General features: G+C 56.2%; 22 protein-coding genes. 2 read left to right on the top strand and 20 right to left on the bottom strand.

Annotated features, from left to right (window positions below):
• Nucleotides 1-2 precede the first annotated feature (2 nt).
• From wcaJ to V3W49_RS01635, 16 genes are all read right to left on the bottom strand, one after another.
• The gene (gene wcaJ / locus V3W49_RS01710; RefSeq protein WP_500143293.1) at nt 3-1,397 is read right to left on the bottom strand and encodes an undecaprenyl-phosphate glucose phosphotransferase; all 1,395 of its coding nucleotides are present in this window, start codon (nt 1,395-1,397) and stop codon (nt 3-5) included.
• Between the two features lie 76 nt (nt 1,398-1,473).
• Nucleotides 1,474-2,856, bottom strand: coding sequence for a colanic acid biosynthesis phosphomannomutase CpsG (gene cpsG, locus V3W49_RS01705; RefSeq protein WP_500143291.1), 1,383 nt, complete (start codon nt 2,854-2,856; stop codon nt 1,474-1,476).
• 91 nt (nt 2,857-2,947) lie between these two features.
• Complete coding sequence (gene cpsB / locus V3W49_RS01700) at nt 2,948-4,384, bottom strand: mannose-1-phosphate guanyltransferase (RefSeq protein WP_500143290.1); 1,437 nt, start codon at nt 4,382-4,384, stop codon at nt 2,948-2,950.
• Between the two features lie 2 nt (nt 4,385-4,386).
• Nucleotides 4,387-5,610, bottom strand: a complete 1,224-nt coding sequence (gene wcaI, locus V3W49_RS01695) for a colanic acid biosynthesis fucosyltransferase WcaI (protein ID WP_500143289.1) — start codon at nt 5,608-5,610, stop codon at nt 4,387-4,389.
• The gene (locus V3W49_RS01690; RefSeq protein WP_500143288.1) at nt 5,607-6,086 is read right to left on the bottom strand and encodes a GDP-mannose mannosyl hydrolase; all 480 of its coding nucleotides are present in this window, start codon (nt 6,084-6,086) and stop codon (nt 5,607-5,609) included. The genes wcaI and V3W49_RS01690 overlap by 4 nt, the downstream gene beginning before the upstream one ends.
• A gap of 3 nt (nt 6,087-6,089) precedes the next feature.
• Nucleotides 6,090-7,055, bottom strand: coding sequence for a GDP-L-fucose synthase (fcl, locus tag V3W49_RS01685; protein WP_500143287.1), 966 nt, complete (start codon nt 7,053-7,055; stop codon nt 6,090-6,092).
• Nucleotides 7,056-7,057: 2 nt separating this feature from the next.
• Entirely contained in the window at nt 7,058-8,179 is a 1,122-nt protein-coding gene (gmd, locus tag V3W49_RS01680; protein ID WP_500143284.1) for a GDP-mannose 4,6-dehydratase, read from the bottom strand.
• Between the two features lie 100 nt (nt 8,180-8,279).
• Nucleotides 8,280-8,825, bottom strand: a complete 546-nt coding sequence (wcaF, locus tag V3W49_RS01675) for a colanic acid biosynthesis acetyltransferase WcaF (protein WP_500143282.1) — start codon at nt 8,823-8,825, stop codon at nt 8,280-8,282.
• A 146-nt stretch (nt 8,826-8,971) separates the two neighbouring features.
• The gene (gene wcaE / locus V3W49_RS01670; RefSeq protein ID WP_500143679.1) at nt 8,972-9,721 is read right to left on the bottom strand and encodes a colanic acid biosynthesis glycosyltransferase WcaE; all 750 of its coding nucleotides are present in this window, start codon (nt 9,719-9,721) and stop codon (nt 8,972-8,974) included.
• A gap of 11 nt (nt 9,722-9,732) precedes the next feature.
• On the bottom strand, nt 9,733-10,956 hold the full coding sequence (wcaD, locus tag V3W49_RS01665; protein ID WP_500143281.1) for a colanic acid polymerase WcaD: 1,224 nt from the start codon (nt 10,954-10,956) through the stop codon (nt 9,733-9,735).
• Entirely contained in the window at nt 10,931-12,148 is a 1,218-nt protein-coding gene (wcaC, locus tag V3W49_RS01660; RefSeq protein ID WP_500143279.1) for a colanic acid biosynthesis glycosyltransferase WcaC, read from the bottom strand. The genes wcaD and wcaC overlap by 26 nt, the downstream gene beginning before the upstream one ends.
• On the bottom strand, nt 12,145-12,654 hold the full coding sequence (wcaB, locus tag V3W49_RS01655) for a colanic acid biosynthesis acetyltransferase WcaB (RefSeq protein WP_500143277.1): 510 nt from the start codon (nt 12,652-12,654) through the stop codon (nt 12,145-12,147). Before wcaB ends, wcaC begins: the two co-directional genes overlap by 4 nt.
• 2 nt (nt 12,655-12,656) lie before the next feature.
• A complete protein-coding gene (gene wcaA / locus V3W49_RS01650) occupies nt 12,657-13,502 on the bottom strand; it encodes a colanic acid biosynthesis glycosyltransferase WcaA (RefSeq protein WP_500143276.1) in 846 nt (281 codons plus the stop codon).
• A gap of 185 nt (nt 13,503-13,687) precedes the next feature.
• Complete coding sequence (gene wzc / locus V3W49_RS01645) at nt 13,688-15,850, bottom strand: tyrosine-protein kinase Wzc (RefSeq protein WP_500143275.1); 2,163 nt, start codon at nt 15,848-15,850, stop codon at nt 13,688-13,690.
• A 2-nt stretch (nt 15,851-15,852) separates the two neighbouring features.
• On the bottom strand, nt 15,853-16,296 hold the full coding sequence (wzb, locus tag V3W49_RS01640) for a low molecular weight protein-tyrosine-phosphatase Wzb (protein WP_500143273.1): 444 nt from the start codon (nt 16,294-16,296) through the stop codon (nt 15,853-15,855).
• Between the two features lie 6 nt (nt 16,297-16,302).
• A complete protein-coding gene (locus tag V3W49_RS01635; protein ID WP_500143272.1) occupies nt 16,303-17,436 on the bottom strand; it encodes a polysaccharide export protein in 1,134 nt (377 codons plus the stop codon).
• 830 nt (nt 17,437-18,266) lie between these two features.
• Between V3W49_RS01635 and V3W49_RS01630 the strand changes: the two genes are divergently transcribed.
• Entirely contained in the window at nt 18,267-19,853 is a 1,587-nt protein-coding gene (locus V3W49_RS01630; protein ID WP_500143271.1) for a TerC family protein, read from the top strand.
• Nucleotides 19,854-20,064: 211 nt separating this feature from the next.
• On the opposite strand, the gene asmA is transcribed toward V3W49_RS01630, so the two are convergent.
• The 4 genes from asmA to alkA all read right to left on the bottom strand — a co-directional run bounded on the left by asmA (nt 20,065) and on the right by alkA (nt 24,238).
• Nucleotides 20,065-21,909: an outer membrane assembly protein AsmA gene (asmA, locus tag V3W49_RS01625; protein WP_500143269.1), complete on the bottom strand. Its 1,845-nt coding sequence runs from the start codon at nt 21,907-21,909 to the stop codon at nt 20,065-20,067.
• Between the two features lie 28 nt (nt 21,910-21,937).
• A complete protein-coding gene (gene dcd, locus V3W49_RS01620) occupies nt 21,938-22,519 on the bottom strand; it encodes a dCTP deaminase (protein WP_500143267.1) in 582 nt (193 codons plus the stop codon).
• A gap of 58 nt (nt 22,520-22,577) precedes the next feature.
• Nucleotides 22,578-23,219: a uridine kinase gene (gene udk / locus V3W49_RS01615; protein ID WP_138098322.1), complete on the bottom strand. Its 642-nt coding sequence runs from the start codon at nt 23,217-23,219 to the stop codon at nt 22,578-22,580.
• 170 nt (nt 23,220-23,389) lie between these two features.
• Complete coding sequence (gene alkA, locus V3W49_RS01610; RefSeq protein WP_500143265.1) at nt 23,390-24,238, bottom strand: DNA-3-methyladenine glycosylase 2; 849 nt, start codon at nt 24,236-24,238, stop codon at nt 23,390-23,392.
• Between the two features lie 159 nt (nt 24,239-24,397).
• Between alkA and yegD the strand changes: the two genes are divergently transcribed.
• A complete protein-coding gene (yegD, locus tag V3W49_RS01605) occupies nt 24,398-25,750 on the top strand; it encodes a molecular chaperone (protein ID WP_500143264.1) in 1,353 nt (450 codons plus the stop codon).
• The last annotated feature ends 303 nt before the right edge of the window (nt 25,751-26,053 follow it).

Genomic DNA, 26,053 nt, shown 5'->3' with positions numbered 1-26,053 from the left:
CCTTAGTAGGCCGCTTTATTGATAAAGCCTTTAAAAATGGTCAGGAACACAATCTTGATATCGAACCAGAGGCTCCATTCGCGGATGTACTCCAGGTCAAACTCAACCCGCTTTTCCATCTTTTCCAGGGTATCGGTCTCGCCGCGCCAGCCGTTGATCTGCGCCCAGCCGGTAATGCCGGGCTTCACCTTATGGCGCAGCATGTAGCCCTCTATCAGGGAACGATACTGCTCGTTGTGAGCCACCGCGTGAGGGCGCGGCCCGACGATGGACATGCCGCCCATAAACACGTTGATAAACTGCGGCAGCTCATCGAGCGAGGTACGGCGCAGGAAGTTGCCCACCCGGGTAACGCGGGGATCGCCTTTGGTGGCCTGCTTCACCACCGCATCGTTTTCCATCACCCGCATCGAGCGGAACTTCCATACCTTAATGGCTCTGCCATCCATCCCGTAGCGGGTCTGGCGGAAGATAACCGGGCCGGGGGAACTGAGCTTAACCGCCAACGCAATCGCGCACAGCACCGGGGAGATCAGCAGCAAAATCAGCGATGACAGCACGATATCTTCGATCCGCTTGATAATGCGGTTGACGCCATTGAGCGGGGTATCGAACAGCGGCACCACCGGCACCCCGTTCACCTCGTCGGTACGCGAATGCAGAATATTGAAGGTAAAGACATCGGGGATTAGCATCACCGAACAGGTGGTATCGCTCAGCGAGCGCACCAGCTTACGGATATGTACCTCATCCTTCATCGCCATAGCGATATAGACGTTGTGAATCTTGCCGGCGCGGGCATCGTCTACCAGTTGGTCGAAGTTACCGGCCCAGGCGGGCGGCACGCCGCCGGGATGCGGGTCGTGGTAGATCCCCATCACCTCGAAACCAAGCCACGGCTCCTTACGGAAGCTTTCCATCAGCTCGATTCCCACCGGCAGCGTACCGGCGATCGCCACCCGACGGGTGTTGTAGCCGTGGTTGCGCATCCACCCCGCCGCATAGCGGATGCAGGAGCGGCACAGCACCAGTCCGGTGCTGGACAGCAGATACCAGCTGAGCCAGATGCCGAAGCTGGCTTTAAAATCATCGTTAAAGGCCAGCAGTCCGGCGCTGAACACCAGGCTCAGGGTCCAGTTCTGCAACAGCATCAGCAGCTCCGTTGAGATCCGAACCCCGCGCCACGAACGGTAAAAGTCGGTGATCCCGCCAATCATCTGGAACACCACCAGGGTTATCAGGGCCATTAGCAGGTAGACATAAAAGAAGGGTAACGCGTTGATCCGGCAGACCAGCCACAGGCCGACAAACATAATGCTGATGTCGGAAAAACGCTGCACCATAGAAATTAACGATGCATTGGTCTTAGATCGCTCACGCTTTTTTAGAGTCGTCATCGTTGTTCCTGTATTTTGCCTTACGCGGCAGTTAACGACCTCTTCCCGGCCCTCCCCGTGGAGAGCCGGGGGGAAACTATCGCAGCTCCGGGCCATTCAGTAACGCCACGATCTCTTCAGTGCGGGCCATCATCAGCGCACGATCGGCGCGAGACTCCACGTTCAGCCGCACCACCGGCTCGGTATTGGAGCTACGCAGGTTAAAGCGCCAGTCGCCGAAGGCCATGCTCAGTCCGTCGGTGTTATCCACTTCCTGGGCCTCATCGATAAAGCGCTGCTTCACCCGTTCGATGGATGCTACAGGGTCGGCCAGCTTGCTGTTGATTTCGCCGCTGGCCGGGAAGGCCGCAATACGCTCTTCAACCAGCGCGCCCAGGGACTTGCCCTTCAGGCACAACAGTTCGGTCACCAGCAGCCACGGGATCATGCCGCTGTCGCAGTAAGCGAAGTCGCGAAAGTAGTGATGGGCGCTCATCTCGCCGCCGTAGATGGCGTCTTCTGCGCGCATCCGCTCCTTAATAAAGGCGTGGCCGGTCTTCGACATCACGGGTACGCCGCCCGCGCCGGTCACTACAGCTTCGGTATTCCAGCAAAGGCGTGGGTCGTGAATAATCTTCGCCCCAGGCTCTTTTTCCAGGAAGGCTTCCGCCAGCAGACCGACGATGTAATAACCTTCGATAAACTGCCCTTTTTCATCGAACAGGAAGCAGCGGTCGAAGTCGCCGTCAAAGGCGATACCCATATCGGCGCCATGTTCAATCACCGCATTACTGGTATCCGCCCGACACTCCGGCAGCAGCGGGTTAGGAATACCGTTCGGGAAGTTACCGTCCGGCGTGTTGTGCACCTTAATAAAGGAGACCGGCAGGTTCAGGGCCTTAAAGCGGGCTTCAATGGCGTCCACCACCGGGCCCGCCGCGCCGTTGCCGGAGTTAATCACAAGTGCGAGCGGCTTCAGGTTATCGGTGTTGATATAGGAGAGCAGATGATCGATATAGGCATCGCGCAGATCGATCTGCTGGTAGCTGCCGCGTCGCGCCTCATCCACCGGCGGAAAATCGTTGGCTTCCGCCAGACGCTGGACGTCGCGCAGGCCGGTATCACCGCTGATGGGCCGAGCCCCCTGGCGCACCAGTTTCATGCCGTTATAGTCCATCGGATTATGGCTGGCGGTCACTTCAATGCCGCCGTCGACTCCCAGATGGAAAGTGGCAAAGTAGATCTCTTCGGTGCCGGAAAGGCCGATATCCAACACGTCCACTCCGGCGTCCTGCAGCCCTTTCGCCAGCGCCAGCTTCAACGCTTCGCTTGTCAGGCGCACGTCGCCCCCCAGCACGATGGTCTGCGGCTTAAGATACTCGCCATAGGCGCGACCAATGCGCCAGGCGATATCCTCGTTCAGTTCATCCCCAAGTCGGCCACGAATGTCGTAGGCTTTAAAGCAGGTTAGTTTGGTCATCGTTATTTTCCCTTATTCTGGCAACACCCTCCCCTTCTCCCACCCGGGGAGAACAGTCGGGTGATTTTTATTGGGGTCCCCGTCAGGGGCGTCAGACGCGTCCGTAACGATCCTGGAATCGCACGATGTCATCCTCTTCCAGGTAGGCGCCGGAGCGCACTTCAATCAGTTCCAGCGGAATCTTGCCGGGGTTTTCCAGGCAGTGGGTTGCCCCCAGCGGGATATAGATGGATTCGTTTTCGCCCAGAAGCGTGACCGAATCGTCGATGGTGACCCGGGCGGTACCCGCCACCACAATCCAGTGTTCGGCGCGATGGTGGTGCATTTGTAGCGACAGCCCTTCCCCCGGCTTAACGGTGATTCGCTTCACCTGATAGCGCTGTCCGGCATCGATGGAGTCATATTTACCCCAGGGGCGATAGACTTCGCGGTGAATGTGATGCTCATGACGGCCATCGGCCTTAATACGCTCCACCACCTTCTTCACGTCCTGCACCTGATTTCGATCTGCGATGAGCACGGCATCACGGGTTTGTACCACCACCAGATCCTTCACGCCCACTGTCGTAACCAGACCGGACTCAGCGTAAACATAGCTGTTTTGCGAACCATGGCTTATCACATCGCCGTGGTGAACGTTGCCCTCTGCGCTGCGCTGGCTGATTTCCCATAGCGACGACCAGGAACCAACATCGCTCCAGCCGGCGTCCATCGGCACCACCACTGCGTCGGCGGTCTTTTCCATCACCGCATAGTCGATGGACTCATCCGGACAGGCCAGGAAGGCTTTTTCATCCACCCGCACGAAATCGAGATCGGGGTCGCAGCCGGCCATGGCCTGCTCGCAGGCCTGCAGAATATCGGGGCGGTACTTCGCCAGCTCTTCCAGGTAGCGACCGGCGCGGAACAGAAACATGCCGCTGTTCCAGTAGTATTCGCCGCAGGAGACATAGCCTTCGGCGGTGGCCAGATCCGGTTTTTCCACAAACTGCGCCACCTCGAAGGCCACGGCGTCAGCCTTCTGGTCACACACTTCACCGCGGCGGATGTAGCCGTAGCCGGTTTCCGGCTGATTCGGCACAATGCCGAAGGTCACCAGCTTGCCGCGCTCGGCGAACGGCATCGCTTCCACCACCGCATTGCGGAAAGCCGCTTCGTTTTCAATCATATGGTCGGCGGCCAGCACCAGCATCAGCGGATCGCCGTCCGGGCTGCTGCGGCGCGCCGCCAGCGCCGCCAGGGCGATAGCCGGCGCGGTATTGCGCCCGGCAGGCTCCAGAATAATGTTTTCGGTCAGCTTATTTAGCTGGCGCAGCTGTTCGGCGACGATAAAACGATGCTGCTCGTTGCAGATAACCACCGGGCTTTCGCAGGCCACGCCGTTCAGGCGATTGATGGTGGTCTGCAGCATGGTGAGTTCGCCTTTCAGGCACAAAAACTGTTTGGGATAGAGCACCCGGGAAAGGGGCCAGAGGCGGCTACCGGAGCCCCCCGCCATGATCACCGGATAGAGTTGTGACTGACTCATCGTTATCCCCGTATATCAGCAATAAATTGACTTAACACACTCTCTTTATTGAGCATGCGTTCGGCATATTCACGTGCCACCGTGTTCTGTTTCGACATAGCCAGGCAAGCCTCAATCCCTTCACTCAGGGCATCCACCGATTCCGGCTCCACACAGACCGCGATACCAGGATGCTCCAGGCACAACTGACCCAGTTCAGTGGGCGCTTCGGCTGTAATCACCGCGTTGCCCCCCACCGCCAGAATATTGGTCAGCTTCGACGGCAGTACCGCATCGGCGGCGCCGCGGCGCTGAATCACCAGATGGCAGTCGGCCATCTTTAAAAGCGCAGGCAAATCTTCATAAGGCTGCAGCGCCAGGAAGCTGACGTTATTCAGTCCATAATCAGTCGCCATCTGCGCCAGCCGGGCTTTACCGCCCCCCTGGCCGACAATCACAAACTGCCAGGGGCGATCGCTGTGGCGCCTGGCCACCTCAATCACATTCTCCAGACCCTGCTTTTCGCCGATGTTGCCGGAATAGAGAATGATCTTTTTCTGACTATCCAGCCCCAACCGATCGCGTAACGCATTGGCCTGTTCCGGGCTAACATCGCGAAAGCGTGCTACTTCCGACCAGTTAGGAAAGAAAATCACCCGCTCCGGGGCCACCCCTTTTTCAATGGCTTTATTCATCATTGAGCGGGAAATAGTGGAAACATAGTCCACGTTGTGCAGCCCGCTGCGCTCGAAGGCGCTGGCCAGCCGCGCGACCCTGCCGCCCTTCTCTTTACCCGCCATGCCGAGTCCCAGCATGGCGTCTACTTCATAGTCCTGGATATGCAGCACCGTGCGGGCACCGCTGAGTTTCGCCAGCAGCCGCATCCCCGGGGTGCAAAACAGCGTCGGCACCACGCCGATAATCCTGTCCGGCTTCCAGCGCCGCTGGGCCAGCAGCGGGAAGAGCGAACTCAGGGCGAAACTGCCCAGGTGAACCAGCCGCTTCAGGGTCGACGGCTGCTTCGGCACATACATCGGGCAGCGCCAGACGGTGGCCGCCCCCTGCTCTTTACGGTATTTCCAGCCCGAATAGTCGGCACGCACCTGCCATTCCGGGTAGTAAGGCGGTGCGGTAATCACCCGCACCTCGTGGCCCTGGTCGGCCATCCACGCCACCATCTCACCAGTGTATTTGCCGGTACCGGTCAGCTCCGGGGAGTAGTTAATGCCGTAGACCAGAATCTTCATAGACCGGGAACCTCGCGCTTGCGCTCTTCCAGAAAGTAAGCGCGGCTGTTGTCATGAACCTCTACGTCTTCAACCAGCTCGTCTGCTAACAGCCAGCGATAGCCGTTATGCTGCTCGGTGGGCAGCCGCAGCTCGCCCTCTTTCACCATCAGCCGGAAACCCAGCACGATGTAATGGGTCGAAAAATCGCTTCCCGAAAAGTTGTCGTCATAAAAGTGCTGCCAGACCCCGTAAAAGCGCCCGTCCTCCAGGGTAAACGCCCTACCCAGCTCGGCCAGGGTCAGACGCCCGAAGGCGTCATGCAGCGTTTCATCCTTCTGAACCCGGCCGCCGGGTACGAACCAGTAACCCTGTGCCGGGCGGTTGTTACGCCGCCCAACCAGGAACTCCCCGCGTTCGTTCTCCACAATAAGATCGATGGAGATTAACGGTGTGCTACGCACTACCGTGGCGAAATCCGCCTCGCTCAGGAACATTCCTTACCCCCGGAACCGCTGCTGGTTTTCGAGGAACCACTGATAGGTGCTGGCCAGCCCCTGCTCCAGACCGATTTCATGGAACCAGCCCAGGCTGTTTAACCGGCTGACGTCCAACAATTTGCGCGGCGTGCCGTCCGGCTTCGAGGCATCAAAGACAATACGGCCGCGATAGCCCACCACTTTGGCCACGGTCTGGGCCAGCTCGCGAATGGTGCAGTCCACCCCGGTACCGACGTTGATATGCGACAGCATCGGCTCGGTGTTCTCCTGCCACACTTCGCTGTCCAGCTCCATCACGTGGATGCTGGCCGCCGCCATATCGTCCACGTGCAGGAATTCGCGCATTGGCGTACCGCTGCCCCACACCACCACATCCGGGGCATTCTCCTGAGTCGCCTCGTGGAAGCGACGCAGCAGCGCCGGGATCACGTGGGAGTTGCTGGGATGGAAGTTGTCGTTCGGCCCGTACAGATTGGTCGGCATCACCGAACGATAATCGCGACCATACTGACGGTTGTAGGATTCACACAGCTTAATCCCGGCGATCTTGGCGATAGCGTACGGCTCGTTAGTCGGTTCCAGCGTACCCTGCAACAGTTCGCTCTCTTTGATCGGCTGGCTGGCCATTTTCGGGTAGATACAGGACGATCCCAGGAACAGCAGCTTATTCACGTTGTGGCTGTGAGCCGCATTAATGATGTTGCTCTCGATCATCATGTTCTGGTAAATGAAGTCCGCCGGGTAAGTATTGTTGGCCACAATCCCCCCCACTTTGGCCGCCGCCAGGTAAACCTGATCGATGGCCTCGCTGGCGAAGAACGCGTTAACCGCAGCGCTGTCCAGTAAGTCCAGCTCGTCGCGACCGCGCAGTATCAGCTCAACGTCCCCGCGCTGCTCCAGCTGGCGAACCAGGCCTGCCCCTACCATTCCGCGGTGGCCGGCTACAAAGATCCGTTGTTTCGTCATGCTCAGGACTCCAGCGCGATGGCCACCTCATAGCCGTGAGACTTCAGCAGCGAGTGCTTCTTCGCGGCTTCGAGATCTTTGGCGACCATTTCAGAAACCATCTCCTGCAGGGTGGTTTCCGGTTTCCAGCCCAGTTTTTCGTGCGCGCGGGTCGGGTCACCCAGCAGGGTTTCCACTTCCGCAGGGCGGAAATAACGCGGATCGACACTGACAATGACATCGCCCGGCGCCACGCCCGGCGCGTCGTGGCCGGTCACCGATTCCACGATGCCTTTCTCATCAACGCCTTCGCCTTCGAAGCGCAGTTTGATGCCCAACTGAGCGGCGGCCATTTCCACAAACTGGCGTACCGAGTACTGAACGCCAGTGGCAATCACGAAATCTTCCGGTTTTTCCTGCTGCAGCATCATCCACTGCATTTTCACGTAGTCTTTGGCATGGCCCCAGTCGCGCAGGGAGTCCATGTTGCCCAGGTACAGGCACTTCTCCAGCCCCTGGGCGATATTGGCGATAGCGCGGGTGATCTTACGGGTCACGAAGGTTTCGCCACGGCGCGGAGATTCGTGGTTGAACAGAATGCCGTTACAGGCATACATGCCATAGGATTCACGGTAATTGACGGTGATCCAGTAAGCGTACAGCTTGGCGACCGCATACGGCGAGCGCGGATAAAACGGCGTGGTCTCTTTCTGGGGAATTTCCTGAACCAGGCCATACAGCTCAGAAGTGGAAGCCTGATAGAAGCGAGTTTTCTTCTCCAGGCCCAGGAAGCGGATAGCTTCCAGCAGACGCAGGGTGCCGATGGCGTCAACGTCCGCGGTATATTCCGGCGATTCAAAAGAAACCGCGACGTGGCTCATCGCCCCAAGGTTATACACCTCGTCCGGCTGTACCTCTTTCAGGATACGGGTCAGGTTAGAGGTATCGGTTAGATCGCCATAGTGCAGGTGGAACTTCGGGTTGCTGGCGTGGGGATCCTGATAAATGTGGTCGACGCGCTCGGTATTAAAGGAGGAGGCGCGGCGCTTGATACCGTGCACTTCATACCCCTTCTCAAGCAGTAATTCAGCCAGATAGGAGCCATCCTGCCCGGTTACGCCGGTAATGAGAGCCACTTTACTCATAAAATTTTATCCTCTGTTTATGTCGGGCTATGTCTTAGCGCCAGGCTCGACATTGAGCCGTGAGTGTGCAAAAAACCCTGGTTTTTTCTACGCCGCTTATTTATTCCGGCGTTCGATTGCGTACTACCTGTGCCGGATTGCCCCGGCAGATGGCATTGGCCGGCAGCGGCTTAAATACGCTGCTGCGGGCACCCACCACGGTACCGGCGCCGATTTCAACGCCGGGCGCGACGAAAACATCCGTCGCCAGCCAGCATTTCTCGCCAATCACTATCGGGGTGGCGTTAATATCGAAATGCTCGCTCATATAATCGTGACTGCCGGTGCACAGATAACATTTCTGTGAAACCACGGCATTGGCACCGATGGAAATATCACCAAGGGTGTATAACACCGCGTCATCTCCAACCCAGGCATAATCGCCAATGGATAATTTCCACGGATAGGTAATTTTTACCGAGGGTCGAATAACCACATTTTTCCCAATACGTGCTCCGAACAGTCGTAATAAAAATGCGCGCCACCGGTAAAGTATTTGTGGCGACCACGCAAATAACGTTGCCTGTACCGCCCACCACAGTTGAACCTTAATAGGGTGCCCTCCCCGGAAGCCTTTCGGTACCGAGAATCCGCTTAACTCCTGCATATTATTTCCTTAATCCCCTTCATACTTCGGACCGCCTCTTTGTTGGCTGCCTTCCCTCACCCCGGTCACATAGTTACCTATGTTCCCAGGGACTCGCTCAGTTGCCGCCGCGATGCGCCCCGAATTATTTCGGGTATAATATTGCGTTATGCCTTGTTATACAGCGCCTTAGCTTTACCGGTGGTACGTAACCGGAATTGATATGAAAGTTCTGCCAGAAAGCCAGGTACCCGTAATATCCGACGCTGTACTTTTTTAGCATCGCGGCATAATTCAAGATTATTCGAGGTAGAGACGCCGCCCATAGAAAACTCGGAAACCAGTCCCTTCAGTCGCTTAAAGGGATAGCCCACTTTATACATTCTGGCGGCCAACGCGTAATCGGAAGAAACTTTATATTGCAGATCGTAGGGGTATTGCTTAAGCCCACTAACCGGAAAAAATATCGCCTGATGGCTGGCAGGCAGGCTGTGATATATATACCAGCCGCTTTTAGCGCTGCGCCGTACTTTATTGCCATCGCCAAAATCCAGCAGCGCATCGCCAAGATACATGGCGCGATCCTGCTTCTGCTGCGCCAGTTGCTTAACCACTTCGCCCACATCTTTGTGGAATACATCGCCGGAGTTCAGGAAGATGGCGTAACGCCCCCGGGCCATTGCAATACCCTTGTTCATGGCGTCGTAAATACCGTTATCTTTTTCGCTAAGATAGCGTAACTGATACTGTCCATTCAGGTTTTCCAGAAACTCGCGGGTACCGTCCTGAGAGTCGCCGTCTACCACTACCCACTCGAATTCAATTCCCGGGGTATCCGCCAGATGAGCCAGCGACTGCCAGGTTTTCACCACCCCTTCATAATTTTTCCAGGCGACAGTAATCACACTTAACAGAATCATATCTGACCTCATAAGGAGTCTGTGTTGTTTAACGCTTTACGCAGAATAAACGGACAGACAATTAAAAACGCATATTCCGGGCTAAATATTGAACCGGTAAAGAACAACGACAATGGCATAAACAGCCAAAGCTGAACGCGAAAGTTCTGGTTATTGCCAAAAGCCCCGCGCATCATTTTAACAATCCGTGCCATATACCAGACAGTAAGAATTATCGCAAACCATGAAAAATAAATAATCAACAGATACAGACCATTGTCTATGGTTTTACCGACGTCCGCACCGTTAAAGATTCCGAATGATGCGACATATTCGTAAAGAGAACCAAAACGCACCACACCATCAATATTTGTCAGGGAATAACCTACCATCACCAGTGGCCCAACAATACGATAGTAAGATGACGAGCCTTCGGTGCCTAAATCACCAATACGGTCAGCAATATAAGGGAAACCGAATACCAGCCCTACCATAAAGGAACCCAGCGAAATAATCGCCAGCGGTAACTTCTTTCTTATTGCATTGGCATTCAGATACTTAAAGCCCCATTCCAGCAGATAGAACATAATAAATGTCATCACCCCGGAAAAAGACCCTGAAAGCACTATGCCTAAAAGAATCATAGCATCAGCTTTCGGGGTTTTGATACCGAACTGCTTAACACAAAGCCAAATTGAGATTAATGCCAGTGCAAAGAATGCGGGTTCAAAATAGAGCGCCGTAGTACGTTTTCCGCCGAATTTAATAAAATTCAGAACATAGCTATTACTGTATATCAAATAGCCAGAGATTGTCTTGAGCAGACTACTTCCGCCAGTGAGTATAATCTCAACCATTTCTATCGCAGCGATACCAACTACGATACCAATAACGATATAGAACATTCTTAGTATCTTGCGATGATTACGCTGTGAAACTGTTTTAAAGCGAATACTCCAGGTCATCCCAATAATGATGACGATATAGACGAAAAGCATTGTCGAGGTGACATACTTACTGGCATCCAGCGACTGGCCGAAGATGTAGTTGAACAGCGTCAGCCCGGCGCCGATAGCCAGCGCGATCATCAGCTTTTTCAGGCTGATACGCTCCATAAACAGCAGCATAATGACCGGCAGAAAGGTCACGATGGTAACGGGAAAGCTCTCTCCCAGGTTAGCCAGCTTAACGTTAACCAGCAGATAGATAATCGGTAATAGCAGGTAGCTACAGACCCTGATAGAACGAGACATACTCCTCCAGCATCTGTTTTCCGCTATAGGCCTGACGCGAATCGGCCCGAAACGCCGCAAGGTCGCGGCCGAAAACCACATCCGCCAGCTGCGCCTTCGGCAACTGCGCGAGCGCCGGAACTTCCTGCGCGCTAAAGGTGCGCCCGCCGGTGCGGGCCAGCACTTCACGGGCAGCATCGCTGTGGGTGGCGATAACCGGCACGCCGATCGACAGCGCTTCGCACAGAATCAGCGGATAGTTGTCCACCCGCGAGCTGAACACCAGTGAGTCCATCTGGTTCAGCTCACTCATCAGGGCGCGCTTATCGGTCATAAAGCCGTGGTTGATGACGTTCGGCCCTTCAAAAGGCGAGAACTTACCAAAGGTGTGCAGCTCGATTTTATCGCCCAGCGCCATCAGTTCGCGCACCAGTTTCTGATCGGTTTTGCCGTCGTAGCGCAGGTCGTGCGCGACGACAGCCACCTTCGGTGCGCCCTGCCCCGGCGCAACCGCAGGCAGATCCGCCAGAATCGCCTCGGTGGCCACATCGATACCGTTATTGATAACGTTACAACGTCCGGCGCCGTACAGGCTGTTAAAGGCCTCCGCCACGTGGTTGCTTGGTGAAATAAAGCGACAGCCCAGCCCCAGCATCTGGCGAAACAGCTCGCGTTTTTCGTCTATCTGCTGCGCTGCGCGATCCACCTTCACCGGCGGATAGTTAGTCAATGTCGGGCAGGCGCTGCAGCCGCTTTTCCAGCCTTCGCAACCGTCGGTAAAAGCGCAGCGGCCGGTGACGCTCCAGTGATCGTGCAGCGTCCAGACCAGGGTGACATCACGCTTATGACTCTTCACCTTCTGGCAGAATGCCACCACCTGCTTCAGGTTGAGCCAGTAGCTGTGCAGCACGTGAAAGTGCAGCACGACAGGGCCGTTACTGCGGGTTACCGTGCGGTAAAGGTTATTCAGGTTGCCGAACGGGTCGCGGTTCAGAAAACGAAACAGCGCGATATTGGCGACTGAAACCAGGCGCGGCGTGTGTTTTACCACGTCCGGATAGAGATCGTGGCTCGCGCTGTTTTTGCCGCCTTTGCCGTAGCCGTATATAAAGCGTGAAGATAGACCCGCCGCGCGCGCGCGCTGATGAAGATCGAGCGCCACACCGGCCGCACCACCTTCGGCAAGGCGCACATTAAATTGTAAGATATTCACTTAACTACCTTTACTCTGGCCTTATCGCCCATCACCACCGCGTTATCCGGTACGCTGTCCAGCACCAGGCTGCCGGCGCCGATCACCACGTTATTGCCGATGGTAATCGGGCCGATAAGCATCACGTTGGCGCCCACTTCAACATGGTTGCCAATCACCGGACGCGACTGGCTTTTGTCGCGGCCGCCAATGCCGCCGCGCCCGCCGATGGTTACACCGTGACGAATCGCGAAGTCATCGCCAATGACGGCGAACTTGCTGATCACCACCCCATAACCGTGATGGATGGTAAAGCGGCGACCAATCACCGCGGCGGCCTGAATTTCGTAGCCCATCAGGCATTCCGTTATCAGGCGATAAAGGATCAATACCGGCGCAGCCCATAAATTATTCAGTACGTTCTTCTTACGCCATACTGAACAAAAATGGGCAATGCGATAAGAGACCACCATAATGCACGGACGAGGGTTCCAGGAGTTAGCGCGTAAATCTTCCAGTAAATGCATGATTATTTCCCTATAAATCCCTGAGCCATACGTTTGGTGTTACGCAGCGAAAACAGCGCCATACAGGTACGCAACGACATCCGCTTATTGCGAATCGTATACAGCGTATAGAGCTGATACTTGCGGCTACCGCGGTCGAATTTGTCTTTATGCTTGCGATAGAAGTTAAAATATCCGGCGAACTTCTTACGCGACGTGCCGATCTTTAAGCCGCCGTGGTTGACATGCAGCACCTGGGTGGCTTCTTCCACTTTAAAGGGCGCCCCGTTGTCCACCACCAGCCGCAGGAAAGCGTCGTAATCCTGGGCTGCGGGCAACGTGACATCGAACAGGCTGGCCTGAAAACGTTTGGTATAAGTAAAGATCTGATTACCGATAATATTGCGCTTATAAAACTGCTTCAGGGTAAACGGCGATTTGGGGTACAGCGGCAGACTGGCCGGCTGTGAGTAGACTTCGCCTTTACACACATAGTCATTGGCATACAAAAACGCGTGCGTAACCAACTGGTGGCGGTGTTCAAGGAAAACCGACAGCCGGTTTGGCGTCCATTCATCGTCGTCGTCAATCCCGGTGATAAATTCGCCCTTCGCCTGCAGGATAGCCTGGTTGCGCACCGCACAGGCCCCGGAATTGATCTCATTGTGAACATAGGTCACCCGGGGATCGTTCAGGTCGGTAACAAATTTCTGCAACTGCTCGTAAGAAGCGGAGCAGTCATCAACAATGATCATCTCCCAGTTATCGTAATCCTGGCGCAGCACCGATTTAATGGCCCGAATAGCCAGTTGCTGACGATTCCAGGTGGGCATATAAACAGAAACCAGAGGACGCGTTTGATTGACCATCTTTTATCTTTTCCTCAAACCATATTTGCCGTCAGGGCCGCACAGCAGCGCGATCCCGCTCATACCCTAAATAGTTCGTGCCGCATCACATCAGCCAGTCCGCGCGACCCCGGGAACACAGGCTAGCTATGGCCGGGGCGAGCGGACGCCGCTAACAAAGAGGCAGCGCGAAATATGACGGGTATTTAGCGACTCACTGACTTGTACTCATATTCGTAATAACCGTAATCCTGGTAACCGGTCGCCCGACGGAAGACGGAGTTCAGAATCACGCCACGAACCTTGATGCCGTTCTGTTCGAAGCGGCTGACGCTGGTTTCCACCTCTTTCAGGGTGTTCATGGCATAACGCGCCACGACCAGCGTCGTTCCCGCCAGACGGCCAACGACTGCGGCATCGGTCACCGCCAGAATCGGCGGGGTATCGATAACCACCATGTCGTAGTTCTGGCTCGCCCACTTCACCAGCGCTTCAAAGCGTTCGCTCATCAGCAGTTCGGACGGGTTTGGCGGCACCTGGCCGCGCGGCATCAGGTCAAAACCTGGGATAGAGGTTTTCTGAACCGTGCTGGCGGCCTCCCCCTGCCCTGCCAGCAGATCGGACAGGCCGTGAGCGTTGGTGGTGCCCAGCAGTTCGTGGGTATAGCCTTTACGCATATCGCAGTCGATCAGCAGCACCCGCTTATTGGTCTGGCTGATGACCGCCGCCAGGTTGGCGGCCACGAAGGTCTTACCGATGGAAGGGCTGACCCCGGAAAGCATCAACACATTATTGCTGGCCTGCATCATGGCGAAGTGCAGGCTGGTACGCAGACTACGGATCGCCTCGATAGCGAGATCGGTCGGGTTACCCACCGCCAGCAGTTGGCTCTGTTTGTAGCGCTTCTCGCCCCTGACGGTCTTAACGGTATCGCGCTCTTTCTGCCAGTCGGAAAGCGGAATGCTGGCGTAGACGTTAAGACCTGCCTCTTCCAGCACCTGTGGACTTTCGATACCGCGGTTGAGGATAGCGCGCAGCAGTACGCCAATAATCGACAGCATCAGACCCAGAATAATGCTACCCAGAATCACCAGCGCCGATTTCGGTTTTACCACGCCCGGCTGGGTGATCGCCGAGTCGACGATACGCACGTTACCGACGGTGCTGGCTTCGGTTATCTTCAGCTCCTGCTGTTTATTCAACAGTTGCATATAGACCTGCTGACCGGATTCCACATCGCGGGTCAGACGCACGATCTCCTGCTGGGTCTGCGGCATATCGCTGATGCGCGCGTTCAGCTTCGCTTTCTCGTCTTCCAGCACGCGGCGTTTTTCCAGCAGCGTGCGGTAGGCCGGATGGCGTTTGGTATACAGCTTGGAGATTTCAGCCTCTTTGAAGGTCAGCTCGTTAAGCTGGGCGTCGATGTTGACCACCGAGTCGAGCACCGACTTGGCCTCCAGCGGCAGATCCACGGAGTCTTTATTCTGACGGTAGGCGTTCAGTTTGTTTTCGGCCTCGTCCAGACTGGCGCGCACTTCAGGCAACTGTTTATCAAGGAACTTCAGGCTGTGAGACGCTTCAGCCGATTTACGCTCGATGTTCTGCGCCTGATAGTTGTGGGTAATGGCATTCAGGATGTTACGGATCTGGTCGCGATCTTCGCCGGTGAAAGTCAGGGTTAGTACCCCGGTATCCTTGCCGCTTTCGGTGACCGACAGATTACTCTGCAGTGATTTAATCATGCCAAGCCGGGAATATTTGGTTACGGTGAAATCGCTGCCTTGCGAGGCATGAATGCCGCTGACCATCATAGTTACGCCGTCTTTCTTCAGCAGCTTGCCCACTTCGCCGCGGGCGCTGAAGCCGTCGTCATTGCTCAGCAGGTAGTGGTTGTTATCCACCACTTCCACGGTCCAGGTCTGCTTCGCGCCGCCCTCAGGTAGGGTAAAGGTCGTGACCTTCACCGTATCATCCTGGCGCCCCATCAGACGATCCCAACCGGCGCCGAACACCGGGAAGTGATTTTTCTCGACCGAGATATCCAGATCGAGATCGTCCACGGTTTTGCCTAATACCAGGCGCGACTGAATCAGCTGCATCTCGGCTTCGGAAGCTGGCGGCTTGCTGTTCAGGGCGCTGTTGATGTCCTGTACCAGCGAACTGGTAGCGTTTTCTTCTATCTGCACCAGCGCGTCCGCACTGTAGATAGGCGTAGCGAACATGACATAAATGATGGCGATGGTCGCGAAAACCGCCGTAGTCCCCAGCACCCACCAGCGGGCCTCGATGACCGTACCGATCAGGCGCCCGATATCAATTTCATCATTGCCCTCAGTCGAGGCGGCAGAATGTTTTACTTGTTCTGTCATTGTTATCCCTGCTGAGCTGTCAGTGCTTGCGCCCACTTACGGGCAGAAAGATCGAGAAGGTCGTACACCGCTTCAAAGGCCTCGCGGCTTTTACGAAAGGGATCAGGGATCTCACGTTCATTATCCCAGTGCCCGAACAGCATCACCTTGCCGCGCATTTCCGGGGCAAGTTCGCACAATGAGTGAATATGACGCTTTTCCATGGCAAGGATCAGATCGTAGCTGCGGCACATTCTGCCGGTAACCTGGCGAGCGCAGTGGCCCTCCAGAGACAGGTTACGCTCGCGAGCCACTTCCAGAGCGCTGGCATCCGCCTCGCGGCCAACCAGCGCGCCAAGCCCCGCAGACTCTACCGTGAGTCCAGGCTGATAATTCCTGAGCAGACGTTCTGCCGTGGGGGAACGGCAAACGTTCCCCACACAAACCACAAGTATTTTGTTAAACATAAGGCGTTACCATTTATGAATATCGCTGGCCGTATCGGTCATATAGCGGACACCGCTGATGGTCGGCAGCAGCTGACTGATCAGACGATTCCAGCGCGCCACCGGCGCGGTAGTGACATAAACCACGTCATAAGGCTGCAGACGGAAATTGGTCGCCATAATCAGTGATGTGGCGTCGGACATATCGAGCTGGTAGACGCTGGCAATCTTGCCGTTGCGGTCATGATTCAACGGACGGATAACGAAGATACCGGTGGCGTCAGAGGTGGTCATATCGATGCCTTCCGCCGAACCCAGCGCTTCAGTCAGGGTCATACCGCTGAAGTCCATTTTCAGGGTGCTCTGTTTCTTCACTTCGCCCATCACGAAGACCTTCAGATCGTCGTTACGCGGTACGTAGAGAATGTCGCCCGGATACAGCAAATGGTTCTGGCTGAGGTCGCCGTTCTGCATCAGCGCCTGCAGCGAAATACGCTGCTCTTTGCCGTTATGGGTCAGTACCACATTGCGCCAGTCGGCGTTTTCAGTCAGGCCGCCCGCAGCGTTGATCGCGTCCAGTATCGTCAGCGGTACGTTGGTGATCGCCTGCTGGCCGGACTTCTGAACCTGGCCGGAAATATAGGCCTTCTGTGAACGGAAAGCGGCGACGTTGACATCGACCTGGGGATCGGCGATGTAGGCGGCAAGACGACCGGTTATCTGGTCGCGAATCTCCGCCAGGGTTTTACCTGCCACATGAACCTTGCCAATATAGGGATAGAACACCGAACCGTCGGCCTGAACCCAGTTACCGGTATCGCTTGAGCTACGGTACTGGCCTGCCGGGGTGGTCAGCTCCGGGTGATCCCAGACGGTGACGTTAAGGACGTCGCCCGGGCCGACCCGATATTGATAGCCTGCGATCTCCTGCTCCAGTCCCGCATTCGGCTGCGCGACATTAGGACGCGGGCGCAACTGCTCCACCAGCCTTGGCGTTAACGGATAAACATTTACCATCCGGTCAACATCAAAATCTGAATCCTGCTGTTTGACAACATCTTTGCCGAACGTAGACATATTGCTACCAGGCAATATGGTACAGCCGCTCATCAGGGTCACAGACACCAATAATGGCATCAATTTTAGTTTGGATTTCATCATTGAATATTTATCACTATGGCAGAGTCATTATCCTGAAAATAATAATCATCGCTACGCTAAAGTTCCGATAGAGAATGCGGATTTTGGCGTTGGAATATAAATAGAATCATTCCTAAAATTGGCCTTATCAAGCGTAAGTTATTGACAGAATAAGTGGGCTAATTGACCGGAAAAGGGACATGCTACCGCCCCTGGCTTTACAGCTACCAATCAACTGAGAATCAGTAATTTATTGTTTCTACCGCGTTAGCTGCCAGTTTCCAGGACTAGTCCCAGGCTGGCAAAATAATGAACATAATTTACTCAATAGAAAAATACCCGAGCAAATTTAATCCATGCCATAACGTTAATCGCCAAACGCTGAAATCGATTGTTGCAGCTAACTTATTACCAGGCAAGTTAACAGGCCGTGGTTATCACGTTTTTAAGAATAATATTAACTGCGCAATTTTCACGTTTTAGGATTTTCTTTATATTGACATTAATCTGTCATATATACATTAACCATAATTACCAGATATATCTCAGTTAATTCTCCTCGGTATTAAGACAGTTACCTATAGTTGCCTACCCTATAACTTAATAATTACTCATGATAATTATCTGGTTACTGCATGGTTATGAAATATCCATCATCGATAATTTAAGATTAATCGCATGCTGTATTAACCTAAATAATTCGGATTTAAGGCGGTTGTGTGGCCAGAGTGAATAAATTTTACCAGCGCGTCTGCGGCTTGATGTATGACGGGAAAATTGGATTTGGCATCGCTGTTAGCCATGCTTAAGATGTGACATTAGTCATATGTTATGAAGGTAACCAACGCCCTATGGAATGGATCGTCGATCCCTCAATCTGGGCAGGGTTAATCACCCTGATTGTTATCGAACTGGTGCTCGGTATCGATAACCTGGTGTTTATCGCCATCCTTGCTGAAAAGCTCCCTCCCCGTCAGCGCGATCGGGCCAGAATTACCGGTCTGATGCTGGCTATGCTGATGCGCCTGGTGCTGCTGGCATCGATCTCCTGGCTGGTCACCCTGACTCAACCGCTGTTCCATATTAAGACGCTGAGCTTCAGCGCCCGGGATCTGATCATGCTGTTTGGCGGGCTGTTCCTGCTGTTTAAAGCCACTATGGAGCTCAATGAGCGGCTGGAAGGCAAAGATCAGGAAGCTCCCAGCCAGCAGCGCGGCGCCAGATTCTGGAGTGTCGTCGCCCAGATTGTGGTGCTGGACGCCATCTTTTCGCTGGATTCAGTGATTACCGCAGTCGGCATGGTTGACCATCTGGCTGTGATGATGGCGGCGGTCATTATTGCCATTAGCCTGATGATGCTGGCCAGCAAAGCGCTAACCCGCTTCGTCAACAGCCATCCAACCATTGTGATTCTGTGCCTGAGTTTCCTGCTGATGATTGGCTTCAGCCTGGTGGCGGAAGGTTTTGGCTTCCATATCCCCAAAGGCTATCTCTATGCCGCCATTGGCTTCTCGGTGATGATTGAAGCACTCAACCAACTGGCGAACTTTAACCGCCGTCGCTTTCTGTCGGCCAACTATTCACTGCGCCAGCGAACTGCCGAGGCGGTGATGCGTTTACTGAGCGGTAAAAAGGAAGACCGCGATCTTGAAGGCGATACGCTGGTTGCCGCCCAGGAAAACGCGGCAGAGATCTTCGCACCCCAGGAGCGCATGATGATAGGGCGGGTACTAAACCTTAATCAACGCAGCGTCAGCAGCATCATGACGTCGCGCCACGATATCGAATATATCGATCTGAACGACTCCGCCGACAAAATCCGCGTCCTGCTGGAAAAGAATCAGCATACCCGGATAGTAGTGACCGGCGGCGAAGACAACCTGCTGGGCGTGGTACATGTTATCGATCTACTGGGCCAGGCGCTGCGCGGCGAACCGCTGGATTTGCGCGCGCTGGCGCGCCAGCCGCTGGTATTCCCGGAAAATCTGACGTTGCTTCCGGCGCTGGAGCAGTTCCGTAATGCCCATACCCATTTCGCGTTTGTGGTGGATGAATTCGGCTCGGTCGAAGGACTGGTTACCCTGAGCGATATCACCGAAACCATAGCCGGCAACCTGCCTAACGAAGCCGAAGAGCTCGATGCCCGGCACGATATTACCGCTAACCCGGACGGTAGCTGGACGGTAAACGGCCATATGCCGCTGGACGATCTGGTACTGTACCTCCCTCTGCCGCTCAGCGACAAACGCGACTATAACACCGTGGCGGGTCTGTTGATGGAGCTGTTGCAGCATGTTCCCTCCCCAGGTGAAGAGGTGCGGGTCGGCGACTATCTGCTGCGTACTCTGGAGGTGGAGAGTCATCGGGTACAGAAGGTGTTGATTGTGCCCCCTCACCCCGACCCTCTCCCGGAGGGAGAGGGAGAAAACCCGCAATAACCCGGCCCCTCTCCCTTTTTGTGTGCGAGGGAGTCTCCAGCCAGTCTCCTCCCCCCTTTTGTGTGCGAGGGAGTTTCCAGCCAGTCCTCTCTCCCTTTTGTGTGCGAGGGAGTTTCCAGCCAGTCCTCTCTCCCTTTTGTGTGCGAGGGAGTCTCCGGCCAGTCCCCTCTCCCCTTTGGGGAGAGGGTTAGGGTGAGGGGTGAGGGGTGAGCTACATATCCTTCAGCAGCTTCTGCAGATCCTGTCCCTTACGGCTCTCTTTATTCCGCTCCGCCCACTCCTTCAGGCGCTGCTTCGCTTCGTCGCGCAGATGATTGCGCAGTCCTCTGTCCACCTGCAGGTTATAGTTCAGCTGATGCCAGGGGCCATAGATACGCAGTGGAATCGGCGTCTGCTTCAGGGTTTCCACCAGCGCACTGTTGCCGCCCCAGCCGTCTATCACCCGCACGTTAAACAGCGCATCACACAGCTCTTTGCCGAGATCCAGGGTGCCGCTCCCTTCCAGGGCCAGCACCTGAGAGCTACCCGCCATTTTATCCAGGGTAAGAATGCCCTTTTCAAGGGTGGCGCTGGAGTGGAACTGACTCATCACCGTCGCCGTTTCGTACTCCGGATCCGCCGAAACGTCGTCATTTTCACGGGTCACCGCTTGCTGAACCAGTTGCTGGAAGTTCATCCCCTGCAGGCGCGCATTGCGCATGTCAATGCTGGCTTTACCCTGCCAGTTACGGCGGAAAGCGTCAGCATCCAGCTCGCTTCCGGAAAAATCGCCGGACATCGAAAGCTGGCCCGATACCGCCAGCGGATAATCGAAGGCCGTCAGTAGCGGCGCAATCTCAACGTTTTCCACCCGGGGCTGAAAACGCGCCAGCGCTTCGCCGCCGCGAACGTCAATGCCGCCCGGCAGCGAAACCCTGCCGCTGCCCAGGCGCCCCTCAAGCTTATCGATATTCAGGACGCCGTCGTTATTGACCATATGGCCGATGACATTGCTAAAGTTAAGGCCGCGCCAGCGCAGGCTGGCAAAACGCAGACCGATTTCACCGCTGAAGGAGTGCAGCAGGCTGTACTGGGGCCGATCGCCGCTGCTGGCGATCACCGGTCGCGGCCGCACCCGACTCTGTCCCTGCTGATGGGTGACCGAAGCGCCATCTGCGCTGGCGCGCACCATCAGCGCGTCCAGATTCAGGTTATCCGACGTCAGATCCGCCTTCCAGACCGGCTGCTCGCGTAACAGCACGCTCAGCGCGCCGCGTAAGGTGCTGTCATTCGCCGTCATGGAAAAATCCGTCATGCTGAGGCGTTTTTCCGGCTCCTGCCACCGAGCCTTAAAGCTCCCCTGCCCGCTAATGCCCTGCTGCGGCAAATCAGCCCCCTGAAGCTGGTACTCCAGACGGCTAAAGTTCGCGCTCAGATTTTCGGGATAATCGCTGGCGTCCAGACTCGCGTCCATCGACAGCGTCAGATCGCGCTGGTCACGGTTGATACGTCCGCTAAAGGAGAGCTGGCCGCGATGATGCTCATCCTGCTCCATCTGCAGATTGATGCCACGTACCGTCACCTGTTCGCCATCGCCGTGCTGGAACACCAGCAGGCTGTCGGCAACTTCAAGACGGCCGATATCAAAAGACCAGCCCCGGGTTTCATCCCCGGGCGCCCGGGCAGGGCCTGGCGCTACCGGCGCATCCGCCGGGCGTCGCTCTTCGCTCTGGGGCGTAAGCTGAATCACCGCGCCTTTCAGCATCACCTGACTCACCTGCAGGCGATGTGAAATCAGCGGCACCAGATCGACATCGAGACGCATATTATCCGCGCTGACCAGCGGCTGGCTGGCTCCCGGGGCGGTCAGAGACATACGCCCGGAGAGAATACTGAGCTGCGGCCAGACGTGCCAGCGCAGCGGGCCGTTAAGCTTCAGCTGATAACCGCTGCGCTGTTCGACCTGCTTCACCATGTAGCCGCGAAAATCGTTAGGATCCACCATGACCACCAGCGCGGAAAGTCCGGCAACCAGTACGACCAGCAGTATCATCAGCGTGGTAAGAAATCGTCTCATTCCGTCCTCAATATTGCGTGCGTTCGAACTAATCCTTGTCGATACGGCTGGCGACGGCGCCCTGCTGATCGCGATACTTCGCGTCCTGACGCCGGTTGTAAGGCCTGGCCGCCGGCCCGGACAGCGGTTCGAAGCTCAGCGCGCCGATAATCATCCCGGGACGCAGCGCCAGCGGCAGCTTTCCGGAGTTGTAGAATTCCAGCACGATATGGCCCTGCCAGCCGGGATCGATACGATGCGCGGTTACGTGAACCATCAGCCCCAGACGCGCCAGCGAAGAACGGCCATCCAGCCAGCCGACCAGGTCGTCCGGCAGACGCACCGACTCCAGGGTCACCGCCAGCGCCAGTTCCCCGGGGTGCAGGTAGAAGGCATCCCCTTCCGCCAGCACGATCTCATCGCTCATCACCCGATCCAGCGCCGCGCTGACTTCAGCCTTCGGGCCGCTGAGATCGATAAATGCCGCCGTGTGGCCGCTGAATGTGCGGAATTTATTACCCAGCCGCACGTCAACGGTCGCGCCGTTAATCCGTTCCACCGGCGGGCGCGGCATGATAGCTAAACGGCCTTCATCGAGCCAGGCTTCGATATCACGATCGCACAGACGCATCTTTTATTCTCCTTAAGTCGGGCAAAGGGAGCGCGATATACGGCTCCCTCAGGCGATTTTACTCAAAAAACTGACTGATTTTGGCCTTCAGGATATCGATGGCAATACGGTTTTTTCCCCCGCGAGGCACAATAATATCCGCATATTGCTTGGAAGGATCGATAAACTGCAGAAACATCGGGCGCACCGTTTTTTGGTATTGTGCCATTACCGAGTCCATAGAGCGACCACGCTCATTCACGTCGCGACGAATACGACGCATCAGGCAGATATCCAGCGGCGTATCGACGAAAATCGAGAAATTCATCTCCTGACGCAGGCGCGCGTCGGTCAGTAACAAAATCCCCTCCAGGATAATCACTTTTTTCGGTTCGAAATGAACGGTTTCCTGAGTGCGGGTATGCTCCACATAGCTGTAGACCGGCAGTTCGATACTTTTCCCCTGCTTGAGCATTTGCAAATGCTGGAACAGCAGATTGTGATCCATGGCATTGGGGTGGTCGTAATTGGTCTTAATCCGCTCCTCCATGGAGAGATGACCCTGATCTTTGTAATAACAATCTTCCGGAATAACACCAATGTGTTCATCGCCAACCTGATCGCGCAGTTCACGGTAGAGCGTACTGGCGATAAGACTTTTCCCTGATGCCGATGCGCCGGCGATCCCAACGATGACGCATTGATGAGACTTGTCAGTCATAAATTAAACGACCTGATTCACTGAATAATATGTTCCCCCTGGCCAGGGCAGCCTTGTGCACCCGCTATGGCGTATACCTGGACCAGTCAGGATAAGTTAAGAAAGGTAGCGTGCTTGTGCCCGCCGCCGCAATTATAGGGATTTCATGCTATTGATACCAGACAAAACCATCAGTCGGCCGACCAGCCATCGCTGTGCCAGATATGCAGCAGCGCATAGCTGCGCCACGGCTGCCAGCGTTCGGCATAGCGGCGAATCTGTCCCGGCGTCATCCCGGTAAAACGCTGCTTCACCAGATAATCATCCGCCAGAAACACGTCCGGTGCCTGCCAGCCACGCAGGGCGAAATAGCTGGCGGTCCAGCGCCCGATGCCCGGCAGCGCCATTAACTGACGAATCCCCTGCTCTACCGATGCCGGACGTTCAAGCGGAAAGTCCCGCTCCGCGCACAGCGTAGCGATATGAATAATCGCCCGGGCGCGCTGAAGCGGCATGCCCAGCGCCCGCAATTGCTCCGGCGCAACAGACGCCAGACGCCAGGCTTCGGGGAACAGATACCATCCAGGATGCTCCGCCAGCGGTTCACCGAAAGTCTGCGCCACTCTGGCGGTGAGCTTCGCAGCCATCGCCACGCTCACCAGTTGCCCCAGCACGGCGCGTACCGCCTGCTCAAAAGGATCGATACACCCCGGCAAACGCAGCCCCGGATGACTGGCGGCAAGCGGGCCGAGCCCGGCCAGGGTCGGCGCCGGATCGAACCCCAAATCCAGCAGCCGGGCGACTCGCTCGCTCACCTGTCGCGCCACCGGCGCCAGCCCCGGAGTCAGACCAACCCATAATCGGTGGTTTGCGGCATCTGGCTCAAGGGTCAGTAACCCGTAATGTCCCGCCAGCGCCAGACTACGGCGGTAGCATCCTGGCGTCACCGATTCCAGACCTTCGCAGGCGCGCGCGCCCAGAAAGGCCAGCATCCAGTTCCAGTCGTAAGGGGGCGTATAGCCCAGTTCCAGCCTCAGCATGGTGATACCTTTGTCTTCTTTTCCTCCGTTCAGCATAACGGGCCGGATTACGCGACGCTTTGCTTTTTTATTCTCACTCCCTCCTCACGCCATGTTGCCGGACGCCGGGCATTCCGCTAAAGTCGCCCCCCTTCTTTGAGACGCTATCAGGAATTAACGATGTTTACCGGCTTTGACTATGGCACGGCCAACTGTTCAATGGCAGTGATGCGCAACGGCACGCCCGAAATGCTGCCGCTGACGCCCCAGGGCAACCTGCTGGCGTCAACGCTCTGCGCCCCCACCCGCGAAGGCATCAGCGAATGGCTGTGGCGTCATCATCAGGTCTCACCTGGCGGCGATGAAGGCCAGGCTCTGCTCAGGCGTGCCATTAACTATAACCGCGACGAAGACATCGCTATTACCCCGGGCAGCGTACTGTTCGGCCAGGCAGCGCTGGACCTTTATATGGACGACCCGGAAGAGGTCTGGTTCGTTAAATCGCCGAAATCCTTCCTGGGCGCCAGCGGCCTGAAGCCGCAGCAGGTAGCGCTGTTCGAAGATCTGGTCTGCGCCATGATGCTGCATATTCGCCAGCAGGCGCAGGCGCGGCTCGATCAGGCCATCACCGCCACCGTTATCGGCCGCCCAATCAACTTCCAGGGGATGGGTGGCGACGATGCCAATAAACAGGCCCTGGGCATTCTGGAACGTGCCGCGAAGCGCGCCGGATTCGGCGAAGTGGCGTTTCAGTATGAACCAGTGGCCGCCGGGCTGGACTTCGAGGCGACCCTGGCCCGCGAGCAGAGGGTGCTGGTGGTGGATATCGGCGGCGGAACCACCGACTGCTCTTTACTGCTGATGGGCCCCCAGTGGCTGAATTCCCGGGATCGCGACGCCTCGCTGCTTGGCCACAGCGGCTGCCGGGTGGGCGGTAACGACCTGGATATCGCACTGGCCTTTAAGCAGTTGATGCCGCTGCTGGGGATGGGTGGCGAGACGGAAAAAGGCATCGCTCTGCCGACGCTCCCCTGGTGGAACGCCGTCGCTATCAACGATCTTCCGGCCCAGAACGATTTCTACAGTCCGGCCTGTGGACGCCTGTTGGCGGATCTGATACGCGACGCCCGTCAGCCGCGCCAGGTCGAACGTCTGCTAACGGTGTGGCGCCAGCGTCTGAGCTACCGCCTGGTGCGCTGTGCTGAAGAGAGCAAAATCGCCCTGTCGGATGCCGCCCGGGTCACGGCGCGTCTCGACTTTATCAACGATGCCCTTACCGCCGATATCGACAGCCAGGGAATGGAGGCGGCACTGAGTCAGCCGTTGCAGCGCATTCTGGAACAGGTAACCCTGGCGCTGGAGTCCGGCAGTGAGACGCCAGACGTGATTTATCTGACCGGCGGCAGCGCCCGTTCGCCGCTGATTCGCCAGGCGCTGGGCGCCCTTCTGCCCCATATCCCCATCGAGGGCGGGGACGATTTCGGCTCCGTTACCGCCGGGCTGGCCCGTTGGGCGCAGGTGATTTTTCGCTGAGGCATAAGCGGATAATGGCGCTGCTAAGGCCCCTCTCCCTTCCAGGATGTACGTTCCGGGGTGAGGGTAACAGACGGCTCCGACGCCCTGTTTCAGAACAAAAATGGCAGAATATGACGATGCGGTGGGCGGTTCCGTTCATTGCCGGGAAACTCCCTCGCCCTTCAGGGAGAGAGCCGGCGTGAGGGTGACAGACGGCTTCGGCGCCCGGTTTCAGAACAGAAGCGGCAGAATATGACGATGCGGTGGGCGGTTCCGTTCATTGCCGGGAAACTCCCTCGCCCTTCAGGGAGAGAGCCGGCG

Origin of the sequence: Rosenbergiella sp. YN46, from assembly GCF_036620675.1 — a bacterium.
Lineage (GTDB): Bacteria > Pseudomonadota > Gammaproteobacteria > Enterobacterales > Enterobacteriaceae > Jejubacter.
The sequence above is the reverse complement of the archived record's forward strand: the minus strand, read 5'-3'. Positions and strand labels throughout refer to the sequence as shown.

Coding starts and splice junctions, on each gene's coding strand:
- fcl (WP_500143287.1), bottom strand. CDS start 7,055: ATGACGAAACAACGGATCTTTGTAGCCGGCCACCGCGGAATGGTAGGG.
- gmd (WP_500143284.1), bottom strand. CDS start 8,179: ATGAGTAAAGTGGCTCTCATTACCGGCGTAACCGGGCAGGATGGCTCC.
- wcaB (WP_500143277.1), bottom strand. CDS start 12,654: ATGCATTTACTGGAAGATTTACGCGCTAACTCCTGGAACCCTCGTCCG.
- V3W49_RS01635 (WP_500143272.1), bottom strand. CDS start 17,436: ATGATGAAATCCAAACTAAAATTGATGCCATTATTGGTGTCTGTGACC.
- V3W49_RS01690 (WP_500143288.1), bottom strand. CDS start 6,086: ATGTTCCTGAGCGAGGCGGATTTCGCCACGGTAGTGCGTAGCACACCG.
- wzc (WP_500143275.1), bottom strand. CDS start 15,850: ATGACAGAACAAGTAAAACATTCTGCCGCCTCGACTGAGGGCAATGAT.
- cpsG (WP_500143291.1), bottom strand. CDS start 2,856: ATGACCAAACTAACCTGCTTTAAAGCCTACGACATTCGTGGCCGACTT.
- asmA (WP_500143269.1), bottom strand. CDS start 21,909: ATGAGACGATTTCTTACCACGCTGATGATACTGCTGGTCGTACTGGTT.
- dcd (WP_500143267.1), bottom strand. CDS start 22,519: ATGCGTCTGTGCGATCGTGATATCGAAGCCTGGCTCGATGAAGGCCGT.
- wcaI (WP_500143289.1), bottom strand. CDS start 5,610: ATGAAGATTCTGGTCTACGGCATTAACTACTCCCCGGAGCTGACCGGT.
- wzb (WP_500143273.1), bottom strand. CDS start 16,296: ATGTTTAACAAAATACTTGTGGTTTGTGTGGGGAACGTTTGCCGTTCC.
- cpsB (WP_500143290.1), bottom strand. CDS start 4,384: ATGAGTCAGTCACAACTCTATCCGGTGATCATGGCGGGGGGCTCCGGT.
- alkA (WP_500143265.1), bottom strand. CDS start 24,238: ATGCTGAGGCTGGAACTGGGCTATACGCCCCCTTACGACTGGAACTGG.
- wcaJ (WP_500143293.1), bottom strand. CDS start 1,397: ATGACGACTCTAAAAAAGCGTGAGCGATCTAAGACCAATGCATCGTTA.
- yegD (WP_500143264.1), top strand. CDS start 24,398: ATGTTTACCGGCTTTGACTATGGCACGGCCAACTGTTCAATGGCAGTG.
- wcaD (WP_500143281.1), bottom strand. CDS start 10,956: ATGTCTCGTTCTATCAGGGTCTGTAGCTACCTGCTATTACCGATTATC.
- udk (WP_138098322.1), bottom strand. CDS start 23,219: ATGACTGACAAGTCTCATCAATGCGTCATCGTTGGGATCGCCGGCGCA.
- wcaA (WP_500143276.1), bottom strand. CDS start 13,502: ATGGTCAATCAAACGCGTCCTCTGGTTTCTGTTTATATGCCCACCTGG.
- wcaF (WP_500143282.1), bottom strand. CDS start 8,825: ATGCAGGAGTTAAGCGGATTCTCGGTACCGAAAGGCTTCCGGGGAGGG.
- V3W49_RS01630 (WP_500143271.1), top strand. CDS start 18,267: ATGGAATGGATCGTCGATCCCTCAATCTGGGCAGGGTTAATCACCCTG.